Source organism: Streptomyces sp. sk2.1 (assembly GCF_008120935.1).
Lineage (GTDB): Bacteria > Actinomycetota > Actinomycetes > Streptomycetales > Streptomycetaceae > Streptomyces.
Window position 1 is genome coordinate 1 of the sequence record NZ_RDBO01000089.1, and the last position, 22,657, is coordinate 22,657.

18 protein-coding genes and 1 pseudogene are annotated in these 22,657 nt (G+C 74.3%); 11 read left to right on the forward strand and 8 right to left on the reverse strand.

Annotated elements, in window-relative coordinates:
* A partial coding sequence (locus EAO76_RS39765) for a serine/threonine-protein kinase (RefSeq protein WP_148841121.1) occupies positions 1–758 on the reverse strand: 758 nt, incomplete at its 3' end.
* 256 nt (positions 759–1,014) lie between these two features.
* Between EAO76_RS39765 and EAO76_RS39770 the strand changes: the two genes are divergently transcribed.
* Together EAO76_RS39770 and EAO76_RS39775 are read left to right on the forward strand one after the other, a co-directional pair.
* Complete coding sequence (locus tag EAO76_RS39770) at positions 1,015–1,656, forward strand: histidine phosphatase family protein (RefSeq protein ID WP_148841122.1); 642 nt, start codon at positions 1,015–1,017, stop codon at positions 1,654–1,656.
* A gap of 131 nt (positions 1,657–1,787) precedes the next feature.
* Positions 1,788–2,408 (forward strand): L-threonylcarbamoyladenylate synthase, encoded by a 621-nt coding sequence (locus EAO76_RS39775; protein ID WP_148841123.1) that lies wholly within the window; start codon positions 1,788–1,790, stop codon positions 2,406–2,408.
* A 101-nt stretch (positions 2,409–2,509) separates the two neighbouring features.
* On the opposite strand, the pseudogene EAO76_RS39780 reads toward EAO76_RS39775, so the two are convergent.
* Positions 2,510–3,262, reverse strand: a pseudogene (locus EAO76_RS39780) (sirohydrochlorin chelatase); the annotation flags it as partial.
* A 50-nt stretch (positions 3,263–3,312) separates the two neighbouring features.
* Positions 3,313–4,440 (reverse strand): uroporphyrinogen-III synthase, encoded by a 1,128-nt coding sequence (locus EAO76_RS39785; RefSeq protein ID WP_148841124.1) that lies wholly within the window; start codon positions 4,438–4,440, stop codon positions 3,313–3,315.
* 192 nt (positions 4,441–4,632) lie between these two features.
* Between EAO76_RS39785 and EAO76_RS39790 the strand changes: the two genes are divergently transcribed.
* The 7 genes from EAO76_RS39790 to EAO76_RS39820 all read left to right on the forward strand — a co-directional run bounded on the left by EAO76_RS39790 (position 4,633) and on the right by EAO76_RS39820 (position 15,499).
* Positions 4,633–6,711, forward strand: coding sequence for a molybdopterin oxidoreductase family protein (locus tag EAO76_RS39790; protein ID WP_148841125.1), 2,079 nt, complete (start codon positions 4,633–4,635; stop codon positions 6,709–6,711).
* Positions 6,708–7,904: an NAD(P)/FAD-dependent oxidoreductase gene (locus tag EAO76_RS39795; protein ID WP_148841126.1), complete on the forward strand. Its 1,197-nt coding sequence runs from the start codon at positions 6,708–6,710 to the stop codon at positions 7,902–7,904. Before EAO76_RS39790 ends, EAO76_RS39795 begins: the two co-directional genes overlap by 4 nt.
* 34 nt (positions 7,905–7,938) lie before the next feature.
* Positions 7,939–10,512 (forward strand): nitrite reductase large subunit NirB, encoded by a 2,574-nt coding sequence (gene nirB / locus EAO76_RS39800; protein WP_148841127.1) that lies wholly within the window; start codon positions 7,939–7,941, stop codon positions 10,510–10,512.
* Positions 10,509–10,898, forward strand: coding sequence for a nitrite reductase (NAD(P)H) small subunit family protein (locus EAO76_RS39805; RefSeq protein WP_148841128.1), 390 nt, complete (start codon positions 10,509–10,511; stop codon positions 10,896–10,898). Before nirB ends, EAO76_RS39805 begins: the two co-directional genes overlap by 4 nt.
* Positions 10,895–12,259 (forward strand): MFS transporter, encoded by a 1,365-nt coding sequence (locus EAO76_RS39810; RefSeq protein WP_148841129.1) that lies wholly within the window; start codon positions 10,895–10,897, stop codon positions 12,257–12,259. The genes EAO76_RS39805 and EAO76_RS39810 overlap by 4 nt, the downstream gene beginning before the upstream one ends.
* A gap of 264 nt (positions 12,260–12,523) precedes the next feature.
* Positions 12,524–14,020, forward strand: a complete 1,497-nt coding sequence (locus tag EAO76_RS39815; RefSeq protein ID WP_148841130.1) for an IMP dehydrogenase — start codon at positions 12,524–12,526, stop codon at positions 14,018–14,020.
* A 177-nt stretch (positions 14,021–14,197) separates the two neighbouring features.
* Positions 14,198–15,499, forward strand: a complete 1,302-nt coding sequence (locus tag EAO76_RS39820) for an MFS transporter (RefSeq protein ID WP_148841131.1) — start codon at positions 14,198–14,200, stop codon at positions 15,497–15,499.
* Between the two features lie 51 nt (positions 15,500–15,550).
* On the opposite strand, the gene EAO76_RS39825 is transcribed toward EAO76_RS39820, so the two are convergent.
* A complete protein-coding gene (locus EAO76_RS39825) occupies positions 15,551–16,204 on the reverse strand; it encodes a GntR family transcriptional regulator (protein ID WP_148841132.1) in 654 nt (217 codons plus the stop codon).
* Between the two features lie 40 nt (positions 16,205–16,244).
* Positions 16,245–16,649: a DUF5997 family protein gene (locus tag EAO76_RS39830; RefSeq protein ID WP_187438986.1), complete on the reverse strand. Its 405-nt coding sequence runs from the start codon at positions 16,647–16,649 to the stop codon at positions 16,245–16,247.
* Positions 16,650–16,707: 58 nt separating this feature from the next.
* On the opposite strand from EAO76_RS39830, the gene EAO76_RS39835 reads away from it, so the two are divergent.
* Positions 16,708–17,520: a LysR family substrate-binding domain-containing protein gene (locus tag EAO76_RS39835; RefSeq protein WP_148841134.1), complete on the forward strand. Its 813-nt coding sequence runs from the start codon at positions 16,708–16,710 to the stop codon at positions 17,518–17,520.
* Positions 17,521–17,701: 181 nt separating this feature from the next.
* The gene (locus EAO76_RS39840) at positions 17,702–19,189 is read left to right on the forward strand and encodes an integrin alpha (protein WP_148841135.1); all 1,488 of its coding nucleotides are present in this window, start codon (positions 17,702–17,704) and stop codon (positions 19,187–19,189) included.
* 49 nt (positions 19,190–19,238) lie between these two features.
* On the opposite strand, the gene EAO76_RS39845 is transcribed toward EAO76_RS39840, so the two are convergent.
* From EAO76_RS39845 to EAO76_RS39855, 3 genes are all read right to left on the reverse strand, one after another.
* Positions 19,239–20,567 (reverse strand): geranylgeranyl reductase family protein, encoded by a 1,329-nt coding sequence (locus tag EAO76_RS39845; protein WP_148841136.1) that lies wholly within the window; start codon positions 20,565–20,567, stop codon positions 19,239–19,241.
* Between the two features lie 184 nt (positions 20,568–20,751).
* Positions 20,752–21,387, reverse strand: a complete 636-nt coding sequence (locus EAO76_RS39850) for a response regulator transcription factor (protein WP_148841160.1) — start codon at positions 21,385–21,387, stop codon at positions 20,752–20,754.
* Complete coding sequence (locus EAO76_RS39855; protein ID WP_148841137.1) at positions 21,384–22,520, reverse strand: sensor histidine kinase; 1,137 nt, start codon at positions 22,518–22,520, stop codon at positions 21,384–21,386. The genes EAO76_RS39850 and EAO76_RS39855 overlap by 4 nt, the downstream gene beginning before the upstream one ends.
* Between the last annotated feature and the right edge of the window lie 137 nt (positions 22,521–22,657).

Consider the following 22,657-nt stretch of genomic DNA (forward strand, 5'->3'; position numbering starts at 1 on the left):
CCCTCCTCGCCCGCTGCCTCGCCCCCGTACCGGCCGACCGGCCCGGCCATCCAGCCGACCCCGCCGGTGAACATCTCCAGCACCGAGACGCCGAAGCTGTAGACGTCGCTGCGCCGGCCCAGCGGACCGCCCGCGCTCTGCTCCGGGGACGCGTAGGCGGGGGTCAGTCCGCCGGTGGGCACGAGAACGGTCCCCCCGGCCGACCCCCGGCCCGGCGCCCCGGACACGGTGGCCCCGCCGGTACGGGCCAGCCCGAAGTCCGTCACCTTCACCGTGCCGTCCGTGTCCAGCAGCACGTTCGCCGGCTTGACGTCCTGGTGCACCAGCCCGTGCGCGTGGGCGTGCTCCAGACCGCGGGCGAACTGCACCGCGACGTCCAGGATCCGGGCCAGCGCGGCTGCCGCGCCGCCCTCGTGGAGACTCCGGTCGGCGATCCGCTCCTTGAGGCTGCCGCCCGCGACGTACTCGGCGAAGACGCACGGCACCCCGTCGATCACGCGCACGTAGTGGCAGCCGCACACGTTCGGATGCAGCCCGAGCGACACCCAGGTCTCCGCCTCCGCCACGAACCGGTCCCGGTCGGCGGCGGTCGCGAACAGGCCGGGGCGCGGGCACTTCATCGCCAGGTCGGTGCCCCAGCGGAGATGGCGCACCCGGTACACCAGCCCCATCGCCCCGTCGCCGTGCACCCGCAGCACCTCGTACCGGCCGTCGATCACGTCCCCGGCGGACCGTGCCCCCGTCACACCGACCTCCATGCGGAATCCCCCCGTCGAGGTGCCGTCGGCGGGCCCGCGGCGATCCGGACGCGCCGCGGCGCCGCACCACCATGCCACGCGGGGAATCGCACCGCACACGTATGCGGCGGGGGCCGGGAACGGGCGGCGGAACATTCGGTGCACTCCAGGTGGCCCGCCCGGTCGCGCGTCCCGGACGGCGACGGAACCGCGCGGCGTCGACCGGCGTCTGCCCGCATGTCCGCAAGATCGTGAACGGTACCGGAGGAACCCGCCCATGCCCGCAGCAGCCGACCGCTACCTCTACCTCGCCCGGCACGGCGAGGCCACACCGGACGAGAGCCGCCTGACGGACAACGGCCGCCGGCAGGCCCTGCTGCTCGGCGAGCGGCTGCGGCACGTCCCGCTCACGGCCGTCCACCACGGCCCGCTCCCGAGGGCGGCACAGACCGCCCGGCTGATCTGCGACCAACTCGACGGCGTGCACCCGCAACCGTCCGAACCGGCCGGGGACTACCTCCCCCACCTGCCGGAACGAGAAGAACTCCCCGTGGAATGGGCCGACTCCATGCTCGCCCGCCTGTCCGGCTTCCCGGCCGAGGAGCGCGAGTGCGGACCGGGACTGGCCCGGGAGGCCCTCGCCCGGTTCACCGGACCCGTCGAGGGCGACGAACCCCGCCACGAACTGGTCGTCACCCACAACTTCCTCATCGGCTGGCTCGTCCGGGACGCCCTCGACGCCCCCGAGTGGCGCTGGATGGGCCTCCACCAGGCCAACGCCGCACTCACCGTCATCCGGTACGCGACCGACCGTCCCGCCTCCGTGCTCCTCTTCAACGACACGGGGCACCTCCCCGGGGAACTGCGCTGGACCGGCTTCCCGCCCGAACTCCGCGTCCCGCTCTCCGACGAGGGCTGACGGGGCGCCCCGGGCCGGGGGCGGGTGGTCGGCGCCGCATGAGCCGCGCCGACCACCGGCACCGGCACCCGGACGGGCGACGCGACCGCCGATGGCCGGACCGGCCGGCGAACGGCCCTAGACTCGGTGAAATGGCGAAGTACTACGACGTACACCCCGTGAATCCCCAGCGACGCACCATCAGCAGCGTGGCCGAGAGCATCCGGTCCGGCGCGCTCGTCGCGTACCCCACGGACTCCTGCTACGCACTGGGATGCCGCCTCGGCAGCCGGGACGGCATCGGCCGGATCAGATCGATCCGCAACCTCGACGACCGCCACCACTTCACCCTCGTCTGCCAGGACTTCGCGCAGCTCGGTCAGTTCGTCCACATCGACAACGACGTGTTCCGCGCGATCAAGGCGGCGACGCCCGGCAGCTACACCTTCATCCTCCCCGCGACGAAGGAGGTGCCGCGCCAGCTGATGCACCCCAAGAAGAAGACGGTCGGGGTCCGGATCCCCGACCACGTGGTCGCCCAGGCACTGCTCGCCGAACTGGGGGAGCCGCTGCTGTCCAGCACCCTGCTCCTGCCCGACGAGGACGAGCCGATGACGCAGGGCTGGGAGATCAAGGAACGGCTCGACCACGTGGTGGACGCCGTCGTGGACTCGGGCGACTGCGGCACCGAACCGACCACGGTCATCGACTTCTCGGGCGGCGAACCCGAGATCGTCCGCCGCGGGGCCGGTGACACCGCACGGTTCGAGTAGGACCCGCCGGCCCGGCCCCGGTGACGGCGGGCCGACCGGGCTACGGGGAGGCGGGCCGGCTCCCCGCACGCCTCGTCGAAGCGCTTCAGCACCAGGCGCGCCACGTCGGGGTGCGCGCCGAGCGGGGCCGAGACGAAACAGCCGCCGGCGCCGTCCGCGCGGCGGGCGAAATCACCGGGGGCCATCAGGTACCGGGCCACCGCCACCCGTCGGTGGCCCGCCGCCCGCAGGGCCCGCACGGCCTCGGCCGGGGTCGGGGAACTCGCGCAGAGGTGGGCGGGAACGACCGGACGCCCGAGCCGCCGCCGGAGCAGGTCCGCCATCACCGCGGTGCCGGTGCGGGCCGCCGGATCGGTGGAACCGGCCGCCGCCAGCACGACGGCGTCCGCCCCGCCCGGACCTGACCGCGCCGGGGACCGGCCCGCCTCGACGAGCCGGTCCTCCAGGGCGGCGGCCAGCAGCGGATCGGGCCCGAGCGGCCGGGCCTGCCCGATGTCCAGGTGCGGCGCGGCCGCCCGGATCGCGGGCAGGTCGACCGTGACGTGGTAGCCGGTGCTCAGCAGCAACGGGACCAGCACCACCGGGCCGCGCGCGGCGGCCAGCACCTCGGCGGGCGCGGGCGGGGCGAGGTCGAGGAACGAGAGACGGACCGTCAGACCGGGCCGTCGGGCACGGACCAGATCGAGCAGTTCCCGGTGGGCGGCGACCCCCGCCCGGTCACGGGTGCCGTGCGCGACGGCCAGCAGGGTCGGGGCGGCGGGACCGTCCGTCACGGCGCCGCCGACGGGTTGCGGCCGTGCCGACCGGGCCCGCGCGACGGCGGGTGGGGACATCGGCGTGGGTCCGTACACCATGGTGCTCCCGCCGGGGTGTGGGGCGGCCGAAGGAGCCGCGAAGTCGTCCGTCACGGCGCCGCCAACAGGCTGTATCCGCGCTTGGGCACCGTGCGCACCAGCCGGGCGTGCGCGCCCAGCGCACCGCGCAGCCGGGCGACGGCCGCCTCCACGGCGTGTTCGTCGGCCCGGCCGGTGACCCACACCCGGCGCAGCAGCTCGGCCCGGCTGAGCACCCGGCCCGGCCGCTCGGCCAGGGCGCGCAGCACCGCCGCGAGCAGCGGGGGCAGTTGCACGGGCGGCCCGCCGTCGACCAGTACGGCGTTGCCCTGCAGCACCAGCGTGCCGGCCCCGGTGCGGACCTCCCGCCTGCCGTGGGCGGGCAGGGCCGTCTCGACGGTCCGCACCATGGCGCCGAGCCGCCCCCGCTCCGGGCTGAGCACGGGGATGCCCGTCTCCTCCAGCGGCCGGGCGCAGACCGGGCCCACGCACACCGGCAGCACGTCCGTGCGCAGCGCGGCCAGCACCTGCGCGCGCAGGCCGAGTCCGTCCGCGGCGGCGAGGAAGGCGGAGATCGCGGGCGCGCTGGTGAAGGCGATCGCGTGCAGCTCCCGCCGTACCGTCCGCTCGGCCATCCGGCGCAGCGGCGACGGATCGTCCGGCGGACCCCAGCGGTAGACCGGGACCGGGATCACCTCCGCGCCGCGCTCGGTCAGCGCCGCGGTGAAGCCGTCCAGCGGCACCCCGTGCTCCTGCACCGCGATCCGCCTGCCCGGCAGGTCCCGGGCGAGCAGCCAGGTCAGCAGCCCGTCGGTGGTCTCGGTGGCCGGGGAGAAGGTCTCGCTCAGGCCCCCAGCGCGCACCGCCCCGGTCGCCTTCGGGCCGCGGGTGAGCACCACGGCCCGCCGGCACACCTCGGCCAGGCGCGCGCCGTACCCCCAGCCGTCGGCCGCGCTCAGCCAGCCGCGCCAGCCGACCCCGGTGGTCGCCACCACGTAGTCGAGCGGACCGGTCAGACAGCGCGCGGTGGCCCGGCGCAGCGCCTCGTCGTCCTCCAGCGGAAGGATCCGCAGGGCCGGCGCCTCGACCACCCGGGCGCCGCGCCGCCGCAGCAGCGCGACGAGTTCCTCGCGTCGCCGCGCGGCGGTGACCCCGACGGTGAAGCCGGTCAGGGGGCCCGTGGGCCGGGAGCTGTTCATGCCCTGCAGGCTCGGTCAGCGGTGTTTCGGCCCCATTGCGCGCCGGTCACGTCACGGTAAGCGGGAGGCCGCCGGACGTTACGCGAGGTTTCCGCAGGGTCACCCCGGTCCCGGCACGGGATGAGGGAGCCGTACCACCGGCGCAACGAGGGCGACCCGGCCGCGTAACGGCACCGGACGACGCTCTGGGGCATGACGACGACCGACACCCACTGCCCGTACTGCTCGCTGCAGTGCGGCATGCGCCTGCGGGTGCCGCGGGACGGCAGCGGGACACAGGTACTGGAACGCCCCGACTTCCCGGTCAACCGCGGCGCGCTGTGCGGGAAGGGACAGTCGGCCGCCGCGGTGCTCGACCCGGCCGTCCGGCTGACCGCGCCGCTGGTGCGCGACGCGCGGGGCGGGGAACTGCGCGAGGCGTCCTGGCCCGAGGCGCTCGACCGGGTGGCGGCCGGGCTGGCGGCGGCCGGGCGGTCCCACGGGCAGGACGCCGTCGCCGTCTTCGGCGGGGGCGGCCTCACCAACGAGAAGGCCTACCTGCTCGGCAAGTTCGCCCGGGTGGTGCTCCGCACCGCCGACATCGACTACAACGGCCGGTTCTGCATGTCCTCGGCGGCCGCCGCGCACCGGATCGCCTTCGGCCTGGACCGCGGACTGCCCTTCCCGATGGCCGACATCGCGACCACCGGCTGCGTGATCCTGGTCGGCGGGAACCCGGCCGACACCATGCCGCCCGCCCTGCGGTACTTCCGCGAACTGCGCGCCAACGGCGGCACCCTGATCGTGGTGGACCCGCGCCGCACCCGCACCGCCGAGCAGGCCGACCTGCACCTCCAGCCGGTGCCCGGCACCGATCTGGCGCTGGCGCTCGGCCTGCTGCACCTGGCGATCGCCGACCGCCGGATCGACCGGGAGTTCGTCGCCGCCCGCACCACCGGCTACGAGGCCGCCGCCGAGGCGGCGATGGCGCACTGGCCGGAACGGGTGGAAGCACTGACCGGCGTTCCGGTGCCCCGGCTGCGCGAGGCCCTGCGGCTCTTCGCGGACGCCCCCACCGGCATGGTGCTCACCGCGCGCGGCCCCGAGCAGCAGAGCAAGGGGACGGACACCGTGGGCGCCTGGATCAACCTCTGCCTGGCACTGGGCAAGGCGGGCCGCCCCGGCTCCGGATACGGCTGCCTGACCGGGCAGGGCAACGGCCAGGGCGGGCGGGAACACGGCCAGAAGGCCGACCAGCTCCCCGGCTACCGCTCGATCGAGGACCCCGCCGCCCGCGCGCACGTCGCGGACGTCTGGGGAGTGGACCCCGACGACCTGCCGGGCCCGGGCCGCTCGGCGTACGAACTGCTGGACACCCTGGGCACCCCGGACGGGGCGCGGGCCCTGCTGGTGATGGGCTCCAACCCGGTGGTCTCCGCGCCCGACGCCGGCCACGTCACCGAACGGCTGCGCGCCCTGGACTTCCTGGTGGTCGGCGACCTGGTGCTCTCCGAGACCGCGCAACTCGCCGACGTGGTGCTGCCCGCCGCGCAGTGGGCGGAGGAGACCGGCACCACCACCAACCTGGAGGGCCGGGTGATCCTGCGCCGGGCCGCCCTGACCCCGCCGCCCGGCGTACGCACCGACCTGCACGTGCTGCGCGAACTGGCCGCCCGGCTCGGCGTGCGCGAGGGCTTCCCCGAACGGGCCGAGGACGCCTTCGAGGAACTGCGCCGCGCCTCGGCCGGCGGGCCCGCCGACTACTCCGGGATCAGCTACCGCCGCATCGAGGCCGAACAGGGGGTGTTCTGGCCCTGCCCCGCCGAGGACCATCCGGGCACCCCCCGGCTGTTCCTGGACCGCTTCGCCACCCCGGACGGCCGCGCCCGCTTCGCCCCGGTCACCCACCGCCCGGCCGCCGAACAGCCGGACGGGGACTACCCGCTCCTGCTGACGACCGGGCGGGTGCTGTCGCAGTACCAGAGCGGCGCCCAGACCCGCCGGGTTCCCGAACTGAACCGGGCCGCGCCCGGACCGTTCGTGGAACTGCACCCCCGGCTCGCGGCACGGCTCGGGGTGAGCGACGGGGAACCGCTCGTGGTCACCAGCAGGCGCGGCCGGGCCACGGCCCCCGCCCGGGTGACCGGGGCGATCCGGCCCGACACCGTCTTCATGCCGTTCCACTGGGCCGGCGCCGGACGGGCCAACACCCTCACCAACCCCGTCCTGGACCCGGTCTCCCGGATGCCCGAGTTCAAGGTCTGCGCCGTACGCGTGGAGCGGGCCCGATGAGCCGGCGGATCGCCGTGGTCGGCGCGGGGATGGCCGGGGCCCGGTTCGCCCAGCAGTACCGCGCGCTCGGCGGGGACGGCGAGGTGGTGCTGTACGGCGCCGAGCCGCGCGGCCCGTACAACCGGGTGCTGCTGGCCGAGGTGCTGGCCGGGCGGTACGACCCGGAGGCGATCGCGCTGGACTGCGGTGCCGGGACCCGGGTGCGCCGCGGCTGCGAGGTGACCGCACTGGACCTGACGGAACGCCGGCTCCGGCTGTCCGGGGGCGGCACGGCCCCCTACGACGACCTGGTCCTGGCCACCGGCGCCAACCCCGTGCTGCCACCGCTGAGCGGACTGCACGGCCCGCACGGGCTGAAGGCCGGTGTGCACGCGCTGCGCACCCTGGCCGACTGCGCCCGGCTCGCCGAGGACGCCGCCCGGGCCACCCGCGCCGTGGTGATCGGCGGCGGGGTGCTCGGGATCGGCGCCGCCCGCGCACTGGCCGCGCTCGGCCTCCCCGTCGAGATCGTCCACCAGGCGCCCCACCTGGTCGAACGCCACCTGGACGAGCAGGCGGGCCAGGTGCTGCGCGGCTTCCTCGCCGACCTGGGCGTGGAGACCTACCCGGGCAACCGGGCCCGCGCCCTGCACGGGCCGGACCGGGTGACCGGGGTCCGGCTGGCGAGCGGCTACCTGCTGGAGGCGGACCTGGTGGTCCTCGCCTGCGGGGTCCGCCCCCGCACCGGGCTGGCCCGCACGGCCGGGATCGCGGTGGGCTCGGGAGTGGTGGTGGACGACCTGCTGGCGGCCTCCGCCCCCGGCGTGCACGCCATCGGTGACTGCGCCGAACACCGGGGAACCGTCCACGGACTGGCCGGACCGGCCTGGGACCAGGCCGACCTGCTGGCCGCCCGACTGGCCGGAACCGCCCCCGACGCCCGGTACACCGGTTCCCGCCCGCTGGCCCGGCTCAGCGCGGGCCCCCTGGAGTACGCGGCCTTCGGCGAGGTGGGCGAGGACGTCCCCGGCACCGACGTGCTGCGCCTGGTCGACCCGACCCGCGGCTCGTACAAGAAGCTCGTGCTGCGCGGCGACCGCCTCGTCGGCGGCATCCTGCTCGGCGATCTGGCCGCGGTCGGCGGCCTGGCCCGCGCCTACGAGCGCGACGACCCGCTGCCCGAGAACCCCCTCGACCTGCTCACCACCACCTGACGACCGTCCGCGACGCCACCCGAGGAGACCGCCCGTGATCGAGAAGTCCCTGATCCTGGTCGGCCACGGCATGGTCGGACAGCGCTTCCTGGAAGCCCTGTTCGAGCAGCCGGCCACCGCGCAGAAGTACCGCCGGCGGGTCACCGTGCTCGCCGAGGAACCCCGGCCCGCCTACGACCGGGTGCACCTGACCAGCTGGTTCTCCGGTACGTCGGCGGAGGAACTGTCCCTGTGCCCGCCCGGGTTCGTCGAGCGGCACGGCATCGACCTGCGCCTCGGCGATCCGGCCACCGCCATCGACCGCGAGGCCCGCACCGTCACCACCCGCGGCGGCTCCGTACTGCCCTACGACGACCTGGTGCTGGCCACCGGCTCCTACCCGTTCGTGCCCCCGGTGCCCGGCCACGACGCCACGGGCTGCCACGTCTACCGGACCATCGAGGACCTGGAGGCGATCGCCGCCGACGCCGGGCGCGCCGTCGTCGGCGCCGTCGTCGGCGGCGGACTGCTCGGCCTGGAGGCGGCCGGCGCGCTGCGGGCCATGGGCCTGGAGACCCATGTGGTGGAATTCGCCCCCCGGCTGATGGCGCTCCAGGTCGACGACGGCGGCGGCGAGGTGCTCCGGCGCAAGATCGAGGACCTGGGCGTGCACGTCCACACCGGGGCGGGCACCCGGCGGATCGACACCGACGAACACGGTCGGGTCCGCTCCATGTCCCTCTCCGACGGCACCGAACTCGCCGTCGACCTCGTGGTCTTCTCCGCCGGGGTGCGCCCGCGCGACCGGCTGGCCCGCGACTGCGGCCTGCCGGTGGGCGAACGCGGCGGCATCGTGGTGGACGAGCACTGCAGCACCCCCGACCCGCGGATCCGGGCGATCGGCGAATGCGCACGGGCCGTCGACGGCCGGGTCTACGGCCTGGTCGCCCCCGGCTACGCGATGGCCGACACGGCAGCCCGCGAACTCACCGGCACGGCTGCGGAGTTCACCGGATCCGACACCTCCACCAAACTCAAGCTGCTGGGCGTGGACGTGGCCAGCTTCGGTGACGCGCTCGGCACCACCGAGGGCGCCCTGGAGGTGCTCTACGCCAACAGCAGGGCCGGGATCTACAAGAAACTGGTGGTCGGCACGGACGGCCGGCTGCTCGGCGGCGTACTGGTCGGCGACGCCGACGCGTACGCCACCCTGCGCCCGATCGCGGCGAGCGGGGCCGAACTTCCCTGCCCGGCGGAGCAGTTGCTGGTGCCCGCCACGGACGGCGGGCAGGGGCCGCCGATGCTGCCGGACGAGGCGGTGATCTGCTCCTGCCACAACGTCGACAAGGGCACCGTCCGGGCGGCGGTCTCCGAACAGGGCATGCGCACCGTCCCCGAGGTCAAGAAGTGCACCAGGGCCGGTACCGGCTGCGGCAGTTGCCTGAAACTGCTGGGATCCGTGGTGGCCGAGGAACTCGCGGCGGGCGGGCACGAGGTCTCCCGCGGCCTGTGCGAACACTTCGCCCACACCCGTGCGGAGCTCTACGAGATCGTCCGGGTCAAGGGCATCAGCGGCTTCTCCCGGCTGATCGACGAGCACGGCAGCGGCGAGGGCTGCGACATCTGCAAACCGGCCGTCGCCTCGATCCTGGCCGCCCTCGGCAACGGCCACGTCCTGGACGGCGAACAGGCCGCCCTCCAGGACACCAACGACCACTTCCTGGCCAACCTCCAGCGCAACGGCTCCTACTCGGTGGTGCCCCGCGTACCCGGCGGCGAGATCACCGCCGAGGGCCTGATCGCCATCGGCGAGATCGCCCGCGACCACGGCCTCTACACCAAGATCACCGGAGGTCAGCGGATCGATCTGTTCGGCGCCACCGTCGACCAGTTGCCGGGCATCTGGCGCCGGCTGGTGGACGCGGGCTTCGAGTCCGGCCACGCCTACGGCAAGGCGCTGCGCACGGTCAAGTCCTGCGTGGGACGGACCTGGTGCCGCTACGGGGTGCAGGACTCCGTCGCCCTGGCGATCGAACTGGAGCTGCGCTACCGGGGCCTGCGGGCACCGCACAAGCTCAAGTCCGCGGTGTCCGGCTGCGCCAGGGAGTGCGCCGAGGCGCAGAGCAAGGACTTCGGCGTGATCGCCACGTCGGAGGGCTGGAACCTCTATGTCGGCGGCAACGGGGGCATGACACCGCGCCACGCCGACCTGCTGGCCGCAGGACTGGACCACGACACCCTGATCCGCACCGTCGACCGGTTCCTGATGTTCTACATCCGCACCGCCGACCGCCTGGAGCGCACCGCCCCCTGGCTGGAGCGACTGGAGGGCGGCCTCGACCACCTGCGCGCGGTCGTCATGGACGACTCGCTCGGCATCTGCGCGGAGCTGGACGAGCTGATGGCCCGGCACGTCGAGACCTACGAGGACGAGTGGGCGGCGACCCTGGCCGACCCCGAACGGGTGCGCCGCTTCGTCTCCTTCGCCAACGCCCCGGGAACCCCCGACCCCACCGTCCGCTTCGTCCGCGAACGCGACGGCATCCGCCCGGCCCGCCCCGACGAGGACGGGTTCACCCTCGCTCCGGCCCTGATCGCCGGAGCGTCCCTGGAGGTACGCACCCGATGAGCGAGCACTCCGAACGCCTGGTGGAGATCGACGACGGCCGTGCCTGGACACCGGTCTGCCGGTACCGGGACCTGGTGCCGGGACGTGGGATCGCGGTACTGGTCGGCCCCGGGGACGACCAGGTCGCGGTCTTCCGCGAGCGCGACGGCACGGTGCACGCACTGGCCAACCGCGACCCGTTCAGCGGCGCCCACGTCATCTCCCGGGGCCTGCTCGGCAGCCGCGGCGGCGTGCCGGTGGTGATCTCCCCGATGCTCAAGCAGACCTTCGAACTGCGCACCGGACGCTGCCTGGACGAACCGGAAGCCCCCGACGGAACCCCCGCCGACCTGCGTGTCTGGCCGGTGCGGGTGGTCGCGGCGGCACCCGTGGGGGCGACGCGATGAGCGGTACGGCCACGGCCGTCGCACCGGGCGCCGCCCGGTCCCGGCGGATCGAGCACTGGGACCCCGAGGACGCCGATTTCTGGGCCCGGTCGGGCGCCCGGATCGCCCGGCGCAACCTCGTCCACTCCGTCTTCTGCGAGCACATCGGCTTCTCCGTCTGGAGCCTGTGGTCGGTGCTGGTGCTCTTCCTCGGCCCGGAGTACCGCATCGACGCCGCCGGGAAGTTCACCCTCACCGCCCTGCCCACCGCCCTCGGCGCCGTGCTGCGGATCCCGTACACCCTGGCCGTGGCGCGCTTCGGCGGCCGCAACTGGACGGTTCTCAGCGCGTTGTTGCTGCTCGTGCCGACCGTGGCGGCCGGGATCGTGCTCGAACCGGGCGTCTCGTACGGCACGCTGCTCGCGGTGGCCGCCGCGGCGGGGGTCGGCGGCGGCAACTTCGCCTCCTCGATGGCCAACATCAACGCGTTCTACCCGCAGCGGCTCAAGGGCCGGGCGCTGGGCGTCAACGCGGGCGGCGGCAACCTGGGCGTGCCGGTCGTGCAACTGCTCGGCCTCCTGGTGCTGGCCACCGCGGGCGCCGGCCACCCCCGGCTGCTGGTGCTCGGCTACCTGCCGCTGATCGTGCTGGCGGCGCTCGCCGCCGCCCTGCGGATGGACAACCTGGCCACCGTGCGCGGCGAGCGCGGCGCGATGCGCGAGGTGCTCGGGGACACGCACAGCTGGGTGATGTCATTGCTCTACATCGGCACCTTCGGCTCGTTCATCGGCTTCGGCTTCGCCTTCGGGCAGGTGCTCCAGGTGCAGTTCCACCAGCAGTTCGACACCCCGGTGAAGGCGGCGGCCCTCACCTTCCTGGGACCGCTGCTCGGTTCGCTGGCCCGGCCGGTGGGCGGCATGCTGGCGGACCGGTTCGGCGGGGCCCGCGTGACGTTCTGGACGTTCGCGGCGATGGCGCTGGGCGCCGGGGCGGTGCTGGAGGCGTCCCGGCGGCACTCGCTCGCGCTGTTCCTGTGCGGGTTCGTCGCGCTCTTCGTCCTCAGCGGGGCCGGCAACGGATCGACCTACAAGATGATCCCGGCGGTCTTCCGGGCCAGGGCCCGGCAGGAGATCGGGAACGGCGCGTCACCGGCCGGGGCCGAACGGCGCGCACGGCGCAGGACCACGGCGCTGATCGGGGTGGCGGGAGCGGTCGGGGCCTTCGGGGGAGTACTGGTCAACCTGGCCTTCCGGGAGTCCTTCCTGCGGACGCACGACGGCCGGGCCGCGTACCTGGCGTTCCTCGGCTGCTACGGCCTGTGCATGGTGGTGACCTGGGCCTGCTACCTGCGCCGGTCCGCACGCGGACTCCCGGACGTGTGACGGGCCGCCGGGCGGGGCGGCGTGGCGCGGGCACCCGTGCCGGCGGCCGGGGCGGGACGCGATTCGTGCGGAGGCCGGGGTGATCGCTAAGGTGCCTGGTCACGACCGCACCCCGTTCGATCCAGGGGCCGGTCAGAGCTCTGCCGCGGTCGGTGGCACCTCCACGACCGCCGTGCCGGTCTCTGCCTGCCCGGGGCCCTGGAACACGGGGGCGATCCTCACGGCGGGGTCAGTCGGGCCCCGCCGACGGGCCAGGAGGAACGAGTGGCACAGATCATCGCCGAGGTCTCACGGACGTTCAACGAGTTTCTGCTTCTGCCGAACCGGACCAGGACCGACTGCTCGGCCGCGACGGTCGACCTGCGTACCTCACTGGTGCGGCACACCGTGGGCGAGGAGTCGGCGATCGAGCTGCGGTCCCCGTTCACGTCAGCGATCATGCAGGCCGTCAGCACGCCCGACCTCGCGATCGCGCTGGCGCGCAACGGGGGCCTCAGCTTCCTGCACCACAACCAGCCGGTCGAGGAACAGGCCGCGGCGGTCCGCCGGGTGAAGAACTTCAAGGCGGGGTTCGTCACCAGCGACACGAACGTCCGTCCCGACGACGGTCTGGGCCTCCTGGCCGAGGTCATGCGCCGCACCGGTCACAGCACCGCCGCGGTCACCGACGACGGGACCGCGAACGGCCGCCTGCTCGGCCTGGTGACCTCCCGGGACTTCCACCCCCAGCGCCACGGACTGGACGGGCCGGTGAGCGGCCGGATGACCGCCGTCGCCGACCTGGCCCTCGCGGGTCCCGACATCACGCTCTCCGAGGCCAACGCGCGGCTGTGGGACGAACGGCTGGACTGCCTCCCGGTGCTGGACGACGGGGGCCGCCTCCAGCACCTGGTGTTCCGCTCCGACTACGCGGACAACAAGCGTTTCCCGAACCAGCTCGTGGACGCCGCCAAGCGGCTCCGCGTGGGCGCGGGCATCAACACCCACGACTACCGAGAACGCGTCCCGGCCCTGCTGGAGGCGGGGGCGGACGCGTTGTGCTTCGACTCGTCCGACGGCTACAGCGACTGGCAGGCGCAGGCCCTGAGCTGGGTGAAGAAGCACTATCCGGAGATCCCGACCGGCGGCGGCAACGTGGTCGACGGCGAGGCGTTCACCTTTCTCGCCGAGGCGGGGGCGGACTTCGTCAAGGTCGGGGTGGGCGGCGGCTCCATCTGCATCACCCGCGACCAGAAGGGCATCGGCCGCGGTCAGGCCAGCGCGGTGCTGGACGTCGCGGCGGCCCGGGACGCCTTCTGCGAGCGCACCGGCGAGTACGTGCCGATCTGCTCCGACGGCGGGCTGGTGCACGACTACCACGTGGCCCTGGCACTGGCGATGGGAGCCGACTTCGTCATGATGGGGCGGTACTTCGCACGCTTCGACCAGGCGGCCGGCGCCAAGCTGCCCACCCGCGACGGCTTCGTGAAGGAGTACTGGGGCGAGGGCTCGAACCGGGCCCGCAACTGGCAGCGCTACGGGCAGGGCGGCCAGGGGCTGGTCTTCGAGGAGGGCGTGGACGGCTACGTCCCCTACGCGGGCGACCTCGACGAAGGACTCGCCCTGACCACGGCCAAGCTCAGGACCACGATGGTCTCCTGCGGCTCCACCACCCTGCCGGAGTTCCGCTCCACGGCCCGGATGACCCTCGTCTCGGACCAGAGCTTCCAGGAGAGCCACGCCAACGTCACCCTGCGGGAGGCCCCGACGACGGCCTCCTGACCCGCCCGGTCGCCGCCCGGCTCCCCACCAGATCGATTCAACCGGCAACCATTATTGGTATACCATTTTGCCGGTGATCGTCCTTCGGGGCGGCCGTCCCGCACCGGGGGAGGGGCGGCGACTTCGCGTACCCGCGGACGGTCCGAGCACCGGGGCGCCGTACGAGGAGGGAACGCGTTGTCGCAGGAGGAGCCGGGGGAGCGGACGGACGTCGCGGAACGGGTCGGGACGCCACCGCGGGAGCCACGGGCGGCCGGCGTCCGGCACGCGCTGGCCTCCCTGCGGAGCAGCCCGGGATTCCGCCTCCTGTGGGTCTCCAACCTCTTCTTCTACGGCGGTGCGTGGACCCAGACGATGGTCCTGGGCTGGCTCGTCTTCGAGACGACGGGCTCCGAGTTCCTGCTCGCGGTGTTCACCGCGGTCCGTCTCGCCCCGATGCTCCTGGGCCCGTTCGCCGGAGTGCTCTCCGACCGGTACGACCGGGTGCGCCTGCTGATGCTCGCCTGTCTGTGGGCCCTGGGCGCCGTCGTCGTGGTGGCGGCGACAGCGTCGTCGGGCCTCGTGTCGTACGGGGCGCTGGTCGCCGGCGGCCTGGCGATCGGCCTGGCGCAGTCCCCGTCGCAGCCGGCGCGCGCCTCGCTCGTGCTCGACCTCGTCGGGCGGGAGAACCTGAGCAACGCCAACGCGCTGAACGCGCTGGCGATGAACATGACGCAGGTCATCGGCCCGGCGGCCGGCGGGGCGATGATCAGCGCCTTCGGGGCGCCCGCGGCCCTGTGGATCTCGACCACGTGGTACGCGGTCTCGCTCGCGGCGCTTTGGCCGCTGCGCGGCGCGGGGCGCACGGCGCGGCACCGGCCGGAACCCGTGCTGAAGATGCTCGCCGACGGCTTCCGCACCGTCCTGGCCGGCCGGCTCGCCACGGCCGTGCTCCTGGTCACCCTGGCCGCCAACGTCCTGCTCTGGCCCGTCCACCAGGCGTTCATGCCGGTGTTCGCGGACCACCTCGGGCTCGACGCGGCGGGCCTGGGCCTCCTTCTGACCTGCGGCGGCCTGGGCGGTCTCGTCGGCTCGCTCGTCATCGCCATGCTCGGCGACTTCCGGTTCAAGGGCGGGCTCTTCGTGCTCGGGACCGCGGCGTGGGGCGCCCTGTGGTCGCTGTTCGCGCTGTCCCGTACGGTCCCGCTCTCGTTCGCCCTGATGGCGTGCATCGGCCTGATGAGCGCCGCGTTCGGCGTGCTCCAGACCACACTGCTGCTGATGACGACCGAGCCGGAGGTGCGGGGCCGGGCCCTCGGTCTCCAGGAGCTCGCGATCGGCGTCATGCCCTTCGCGTCGCTGGGGCTCGGCGCGGCCGCCGGGTCGGTGGGCGTCGGCACCACCGCGTTCCTGAGCGGACTCCTGCTCGTCGCGATCCTGCTGACGCTCGCGCTCCGGGTGCCCCAACTGCTCAGGTACAGCGGCGTCCCCACCGCCTGACGCGCCCCGGGAGCCGCCGGGCCGGACGGGCCCGGCGGTGCTTCCCGGGGCTCAGGAACCCGGTGTGCCGCGCCGCCGCGCCGCGACGGCGCGGCGGCTGTTCGCCAGGTGCTCCGTCACGAGCTCCTCCACCCGCTGGACGTCGCGGTCGGCGATCGCCGCGTAGAGCGCCTCGTGCTCCTTCGCGACCCCCACGAGGTCGTCGTGCTGGGCCAGGAACCACCGCATCCTGCTGCGGAGCGTGTGCTCCAACTCGCTGAGCAGGTCGTTCCCGGACAGTGAGGTCACCGTCTGGTGGAAGTCGGCGGCGGACCGCCGGGCCCCCACCGCGTCGCCCGCGAGAGCCGCGGACAGCTCGGAATCGAGGTCCGAGCGAAGCCTTTCGAGGCCCGCGCGGGTGTGCCGCTGGGCGGCCAGCCGGAAGGTGAGCAGTTCGAGCGAGGTCCGGATCTCGTCCAGATCGGCGATGTCCGAGGCGGTGAACTCCCGCACGACCGCCCAGGTCCGGGGCCTGGGGGTGACCAGGCCCTCGGTCACGAGCGCCTTGAGGGCATCGCGTACGGGCACCCGGCTCACACCGAGCTCAGCGGCGATCTCGCGCTCGACGAGCTTGCTGCCCGGCAGCCGGACCCCGTCGAGGATGTCGTCCCGCAACTGCCGGGTCACACGCTCCGACTCCGGCTCGAAGGGCCCGGACGCTGTCATAACCGATGACTCCTCCGTCATGGCGGGGACGGTGGGGACGTCAGGAGCGCGAGCCGTCGGCCCGGTCGTCGCGCGCCGCGTTCTTCTCCTTGATCCGTGCCGCTTCCTTGCGGACCTCCGCCTGGGTGGCCCGCTCCTTCAGGAGCCACTCGGGGGACTCCTGCTTCAGCGCGTCGATCTGCTCCGTCGTGAGGGCCTGCGTGATCCCGCCCCGGGCGAGACCGGAGATCGAGACGCCCAGCTTCGCCGCGACCACCGGGCGGGGGTGCGGGCCGTTGCGTCGCAGGTCCTGCAGCCACTGCGGAGGATCGGACTGCAGGGCGTTCAGCTCGGTGCGCGAGACGACACCCTCCTGGAACTCGGTGGGGGTGGCCTCTAGGTACACGCCCAGCTTCTTCGCCGCGGTCGCGGGCTTCATCGTCTGGGCGGTCTTGTGCGACGTCATGGTGTCCAGGGTATCGAGCATGTGAGCTACCTCCGACCAGGGCCGGTAACCTGGCGGGGTGACATGTTCGGAAGAAACCCCCTCGTTCCGGCTCGCCTACGTCCCGGGGGTGACCCCCGCCAAGTGGGTGCGGGTCTGGAACGAGCGGCTGCCCGACGTCCCGCTCACCCTCGTCGGGGTGTCGGCCGCCGAGGCCCCCGACATGCTGCGGGACGGCGCCGCCGACGCCGGTCTCGTACGGCTGCCCGTCGACCGGACGGCCCTCAGCGCGATCCCGCTCTACACCGAGACGACCGTGGTCGTGGTGCCGAAGGACCACCTCGTGGCGGCGGTCGACGAGATCGCCGTGGCCGACCTGGCCGACGAGATCGTGCTGCACCCCCTCGACGACACGCTCGACTGGGAGCGGCCCCCCGGCCGGCCGGCCAACGAGCGCCCCGCCACGACGGCGGACGCCGTCGCGCTGGTGGCGGCGGGCATCGGGCTGCTCGTCGTACCGCAGTCGCTCGCCCGCCTGCACCACCGCAAGGACCTCACGTACCGGCCGGTGACGGACGCCCCCGCCTCCCGCGTCGCGCTGTCGTGGCCGGAGGGCGAAACCACCGATCTGGTGGAGGAGTTCATCGGGATCGTCCGCGGGCGGACCGTCAACAGCACGAGGGGCCGGACCAAACCCCAGGCCCAGGACCGGTCGGCGAAGGGCAAGCGCGCGGAGACGGGCGGCGCGCGGCGCAAGCCCGCGGCAGGCGGCAGGTCGGCGACGGGCCGGTCGGCGGGGAAGAAGACGGACGGCAAGTCGGCGGGGAAGAACCCGCGCAGCGGTTCCGGCGGCAGGTCGGCCGGACGGGGCAGGCCCCGCCGCCGCTCGTAGCCGTCCCGGCCCGGTACGCACGGCGGGAATCAGCCGTACGGGTGAATCGGCGTACTCGTCGCCCGGTTCCGTACAACCGTTTCGTCCCATGTGCGGTCGAACGGTGCGTCGGGAGGGAACGGGCCCTTTCCGGCCGTCGCCCCCGCACCCGCCCGGTCATCCTTGGACCAAGGAGCCGCTCGTGCGCACGTACCGTTCGGCCGCCCTCGTCGCGGCAACGTTCCTCCTGACCGCGGGGGCCGGCCTCGCCGCCCCCGCCGCGTACGCCGGTACCCCCGGCGGAACGCACGCAAGCGACCGCAACAGCGATTTCGACGGCGACGGCTACGAGGACGTGCTCGTCGGCGCGCCCGGCGCCACCGTCGGCGGGAAGAAGGGCGCGGGATACGTGACCGCGCAGTACGGCGGCCCGGCGGGCATGGGCACCCGCCGCGTCGCGGTCATCACCCAGTCCACCACCGGAGTGCCGGGCGCCCCCGAGGCGGGCGACGGCTTCGGCCGGGCGCTGGCCACCGGCGACCTCGACGCGGACGGCTACGACGACGCGGTCGTGGGCATCCCCGGCGAGGACATCGGCACGGTCGCGGACGCCGGCGGCGTCACCGTCCTGTGGGGCTCGCCGCGCGGACTGACCGGCGCGGGCGGCGACTGGCTGGAGGCGGCGGAGCCCGCGGCGGGCAAGAGGTTCGGCGCCGCCCTCGCCGCGGCGCGCTTCAGCGCCGACACCCCCGGCGACGAACTGGCCGTCGCCGACCGCGAGGACCTGGCGCTGTACGTCTACGACAGTGCCCCGCAGCAGCGGTCCGCCCCGCCGCGGCGCACCGCGCCCGACCGCACCGCGGCCGCGGCACAGCGGCGGATCCTGCCCAGGTCCCTGACCACCGGCGACTACGACGACAACGGCTACGCCGACCTCGTCGTCTCCGGCGTCACGACCGGCGACGAGCCGGGCCACGGCTGGTCGGCCCTCTTCTCGGGACGGGCCGGGGGACTGGCGTACGCACGCGATCTGCGCGGTGGACCGGTCGCCGCCTCGGGCGACATCGACCACGACGGCTACGACGACCTCGTCACCGGCGAACCGAACGGCCCCGACGACGGCGGCGAGACCATGACCGGCGGCCTCGTCGGCGTGTACCGCGGCAGTCCCGACGGCCCGCTCGGCGCCGACGGCGCGGACGGTCCGCCGCAGTGGTGGACCCAGGACACCCCCGGCGTGCCGGGAACGGCCGAACGCGGCGACGGCTGGGGCGCGGACCTCTCCGTCGAGGACACGGACGGCGACGGGTACGCGGACGTGGCGATCGGCGCGCCGGGCGAGGACATCGGCACGGTGGCGGACGCCGGAGCGGTGTGGGTGCTGCGCGGCACGGCGGACGGCCTGACCGCGACGGGCGCCAGGTCGTGGGACCAGAACTCCGCCCGGGTCCCGGGCACCGCCGAGAAGGGCGACCGCTGGGGCGGCCAGGTCCGGCTGACCGACCCGAACCGGGACGGCCGCCACGGCCTGCTGGCCTCCGCCCCGGGCGAGAACACCGGCGACGGAGTGGTGTGGGTGCTCCCGGCCGGACCGGGCGGAATCACGGCCACCGGCTCGTGGACGTACGGCGGCGGTTCGCTGAACGCGCCGTCGTCGGACGCGGCGTACGGGGCCGCGATCGACGAGTAGCCGGGGGAGCGGCGCATCGGGGGACGCCCGGTGCGCCGTCCGCACCGCCTCAGCGCCCGCGGCGCACCCTGGGCTCGGGCACCAGGCGCACGACGCCGTTGAGCAGATGGTCGATCAGGTCGTGCGAGGGCTTGTCCGTGAGGTTGGTGAGCAGCCGGGCCAGGGTGTCGAGCAGGAACGGCGAGCCCATGACGTAGCGGTTGAGGACCGGCTGGAATCCGGACCGGCTGAAGACGAGGTCGGCGGCCTTGTTGCCGAGACGGTAGTAGCGCCCCCAACGCCGGTTCATCTCCAGGGGATAGCCGCGCAGCACCTGTTCCCGTCGGGGACCCCGGGGCAGGGCGAGGGCCAGCGCGACGGTCTCGGCCGCGACCTCGCCCGCCTCCATGGCCTGGCCGATCCCCTCGCCGTTCCAGGGGCTGATCATGCCGCCGGAGTCGCCCACCAGGAGCAGCCCGCGGGTGTACAGGGGATGGCGGTTGAAGCCCAGCGGAAGGGCCGCGCTGCGGACCGGCCCCTCCGCGTTCTCCTCGCGCAGCCCCCACGCCTCGGGGGTACGGGCCAGCCACTCGTCCAGCGTGGCGCGCAGATCGGCCTTCCCGTGCCGGCGGTGCGGCAGCGCGCCGAGACCGACGTTGACGCGGCCGTCGCCCATGGGGAAGATCCAGCCGTAGCCGGGCAGGTAGCGGTCGCTCCCCGGGAAGCGGAGGTCGGCCCACAGCTCCAGGTACTCCTCCTTGGAACGCTCCGGGCTGTGGTAGTAGCGGCGGGCGGCCGTCGCGATCTGCCGGCTCCTGTCGCGCTGGAGGCCCATGGCGAGGGCGAGCCGGGCGGAGGCGCCGTCGGCGGCGATCACGACCGGGGCACGGAACTCCAGGGATTCCTTCTCCCCGGTCACGGCGGTGACACCGGTGATGCGGCCGGCCCGGTCGGTCAGCGGATGGGTCACCTTCACGCCGGGGCGCAGCCGGGCCCCGGCGGCCACGGCGTGCCGGGCGAGGATGTCGTCGAAGTCGTGCCGGCTCCGGGAGAGCCCGAAGTCCGGGTAGCGCCCGAGCGCGGGCCAGTCGATGTGCACCCGGTGCTCCCCGGCCACCCAGCGCATTCCGCGCGACCGCGTCCACCCCGGTGCCTTGATGTCGACGCCCATCCTGATGAGCTGGTGCACGGCGCGCGGCGTCAGACCGTCCCCGCACACCTTCTCCCGGGGGAAGTGGGACTTCTCCAGGAGCAGGACGTCCACGCCCGCTCTGGCGAGGTGGAAGGCCGCGGACGAGCCCGCGGGTCCCGCCCCCACCACGATGACCTGGGCGTCCTGGTCCGACCCGTGGTCGGACCGGGCGTCGGCCGGTGACCGCTCTGGCGTCGTCTCCCGCATCGGGAACCCCTTCCTGGAACAGTCCGGTGCCGTACCGGGGACGGCATCCCCGGGCATCATCATCGATCAGGAAGGGGCCGGGCGGAACCAGGCCCGGCCGTCCGGCAGCCGGTTGACGCGGCGTCGATCCGGCGCGCGGCCCCCGCTCGCGGCAGCGCGGGCCGGGGCCGCCGGACCCGCCCGCCTACGACTCCAGATAGCGCAGGACCGCCAGCACCCGCCGGCTGTAACCGGTGGCGCGCGCCAGACCGAGCTTGTCGAAGACGGAGTTGAGGTGCTTCTCGACCGAGCTGACCGAGAGGTGCAACTGCTCCCCGATGGCCGCGTTGGTGCGGCCCTGCGCGACCTGCTCCAGCACGTCGCGCTCCCGGGGCGTCAGCCCGGCCAGCGGGTCGGTGTGCGTGGTCCTGATCACCAACTGCCGTACCACCTCGGCGTCGATGGCCGCGCCGCCCGCGTGGACGCGCTCCAACGAGTCCAGGAACTCGTCGACCTGCGCGACCCGGTCCTTGAGCAGGTAGCCGATCCGCTCGGCGTTCGCGGACAGCAGCCGCACGGCGTAACTGCGCTCCACGTGCTGGGAGAGGACGAGCACACCGATGCGGGGCAGGCGCTCGCGGATCTCCAGTGCGGCCCGCACCCCCTCGTCGGTATGGGTGGGCGGCATGCGGATGTCCACGACGACGACGTCGGGCGGGTCCGCCTCGACCGCCCGGACGAGGGAGTCCCCGTCGCCCACCGCGGCGAGGACCTCGTGTCCCTCCTCGGCGAGCAGGCGGACCAGTCCCTCCCTGAGCAGGGTCGAGTCCTCCGCGATCATGATGCGCACGGCAGCTCCGCGACGATGGTGGTGGGTCCCCCCGAGGGGCTGTCGACGGACAGGCGGCCGTCGAGGGCGTTCACCCGGCCGCGCAGCCCGGCCAGGCCGCTGCCGGTGGGGTCCGCGCCGCCGGTGCCGTCGTCCCGCACCCGCACCGACACCCCGTGCCCGTCGCCGCTGACACTGACGCGGATGTGCGTCGCGCCGGAGTGCTTGGCCGCGTTGGTCACGGCCTCCGACACCACGAAGTAGGCGGCCGTCTCCACGGGCCGGGGCAGCGGCAGCGGCACGTCGAACGCGATGTGCAGGGGAAGGGCGCAGCGCTGCGCCACCCCGGTCAGCGCCTCCTCCAGGCCCAGCTCGTCCAGTGCGGACGGATGGACCCGCCAGGCCACTTCCCTCAGTTCGGTGAGGACCTCCCCGGCCTCCTCGTGCGCCTGCCGGAGCAGCGCGGCCACCTGCTCGGGCGTCCGGTTGCGGCGCGCCCGTCCCAGCAGCATGGCCAGCGCCACGAGCCGCTGCTGCACCCCGTCGTGCAGATCGCGTTCGATGCGCCTGCGTTCCGCGTCGACGGCCCGGAGCACCTCGGCCCGGCTGGCGGCCAGTTCCGCGACCCGCAGCTCCAGCAACTCCCGTTCGGAGGGGCCGAAGTGCTCGCGCGCCTGCCGGGCGTCGAGGGCGCGGAGGGAGACGAGCCCCTGGAGGCCGAGGAAGAGCAGGAGGCCGCCGAGGACGGCCTGCGACAACAGGGCGAGCGGACCCGACGAGGAGTGCGGCAGCCGGGCCGCCAGCACACCGGCCAGGACGACCCCGTAAACGAGCAGCGCGAGCACGGCACCCGTCAGCACGCCCGCCCAGGTGCGCAGGGCGAGGTGGCGGAGCACCTCCGGGTCGGAGGCCCGGCGCGTGGGGAACCGGTCGCCGAAGAAGAAGCCGCGGCGCCCGCGTTCGAGTTCCACGAGCCGTCGCGCACCGGCGCTCAGCACGGTCCGCGCGCGCCGACGGGTGCGGGGCCACAGGAGGAACGGGCCCGTCAGCACGCCCACGACGGCGAAGTGGAGGAGGCCCGCCAGAGCGGTGCAGCAGCCGAGAAGGGTGCCCGCGGCCCGAAGGAGCCGAGGGGACCTGCGCACCGCCGGTGCTCCTTCCCCGTCCTGCCCCGGGCCACGACCGTCCGTACGGTCCTCGGTTTCCCCCTGCACGGACGCCGAGGCTAGCCGCACGTCACGGGCGCGGCAAGCCGGTTCCCGACCGGGGGCGGGAGCGGGGC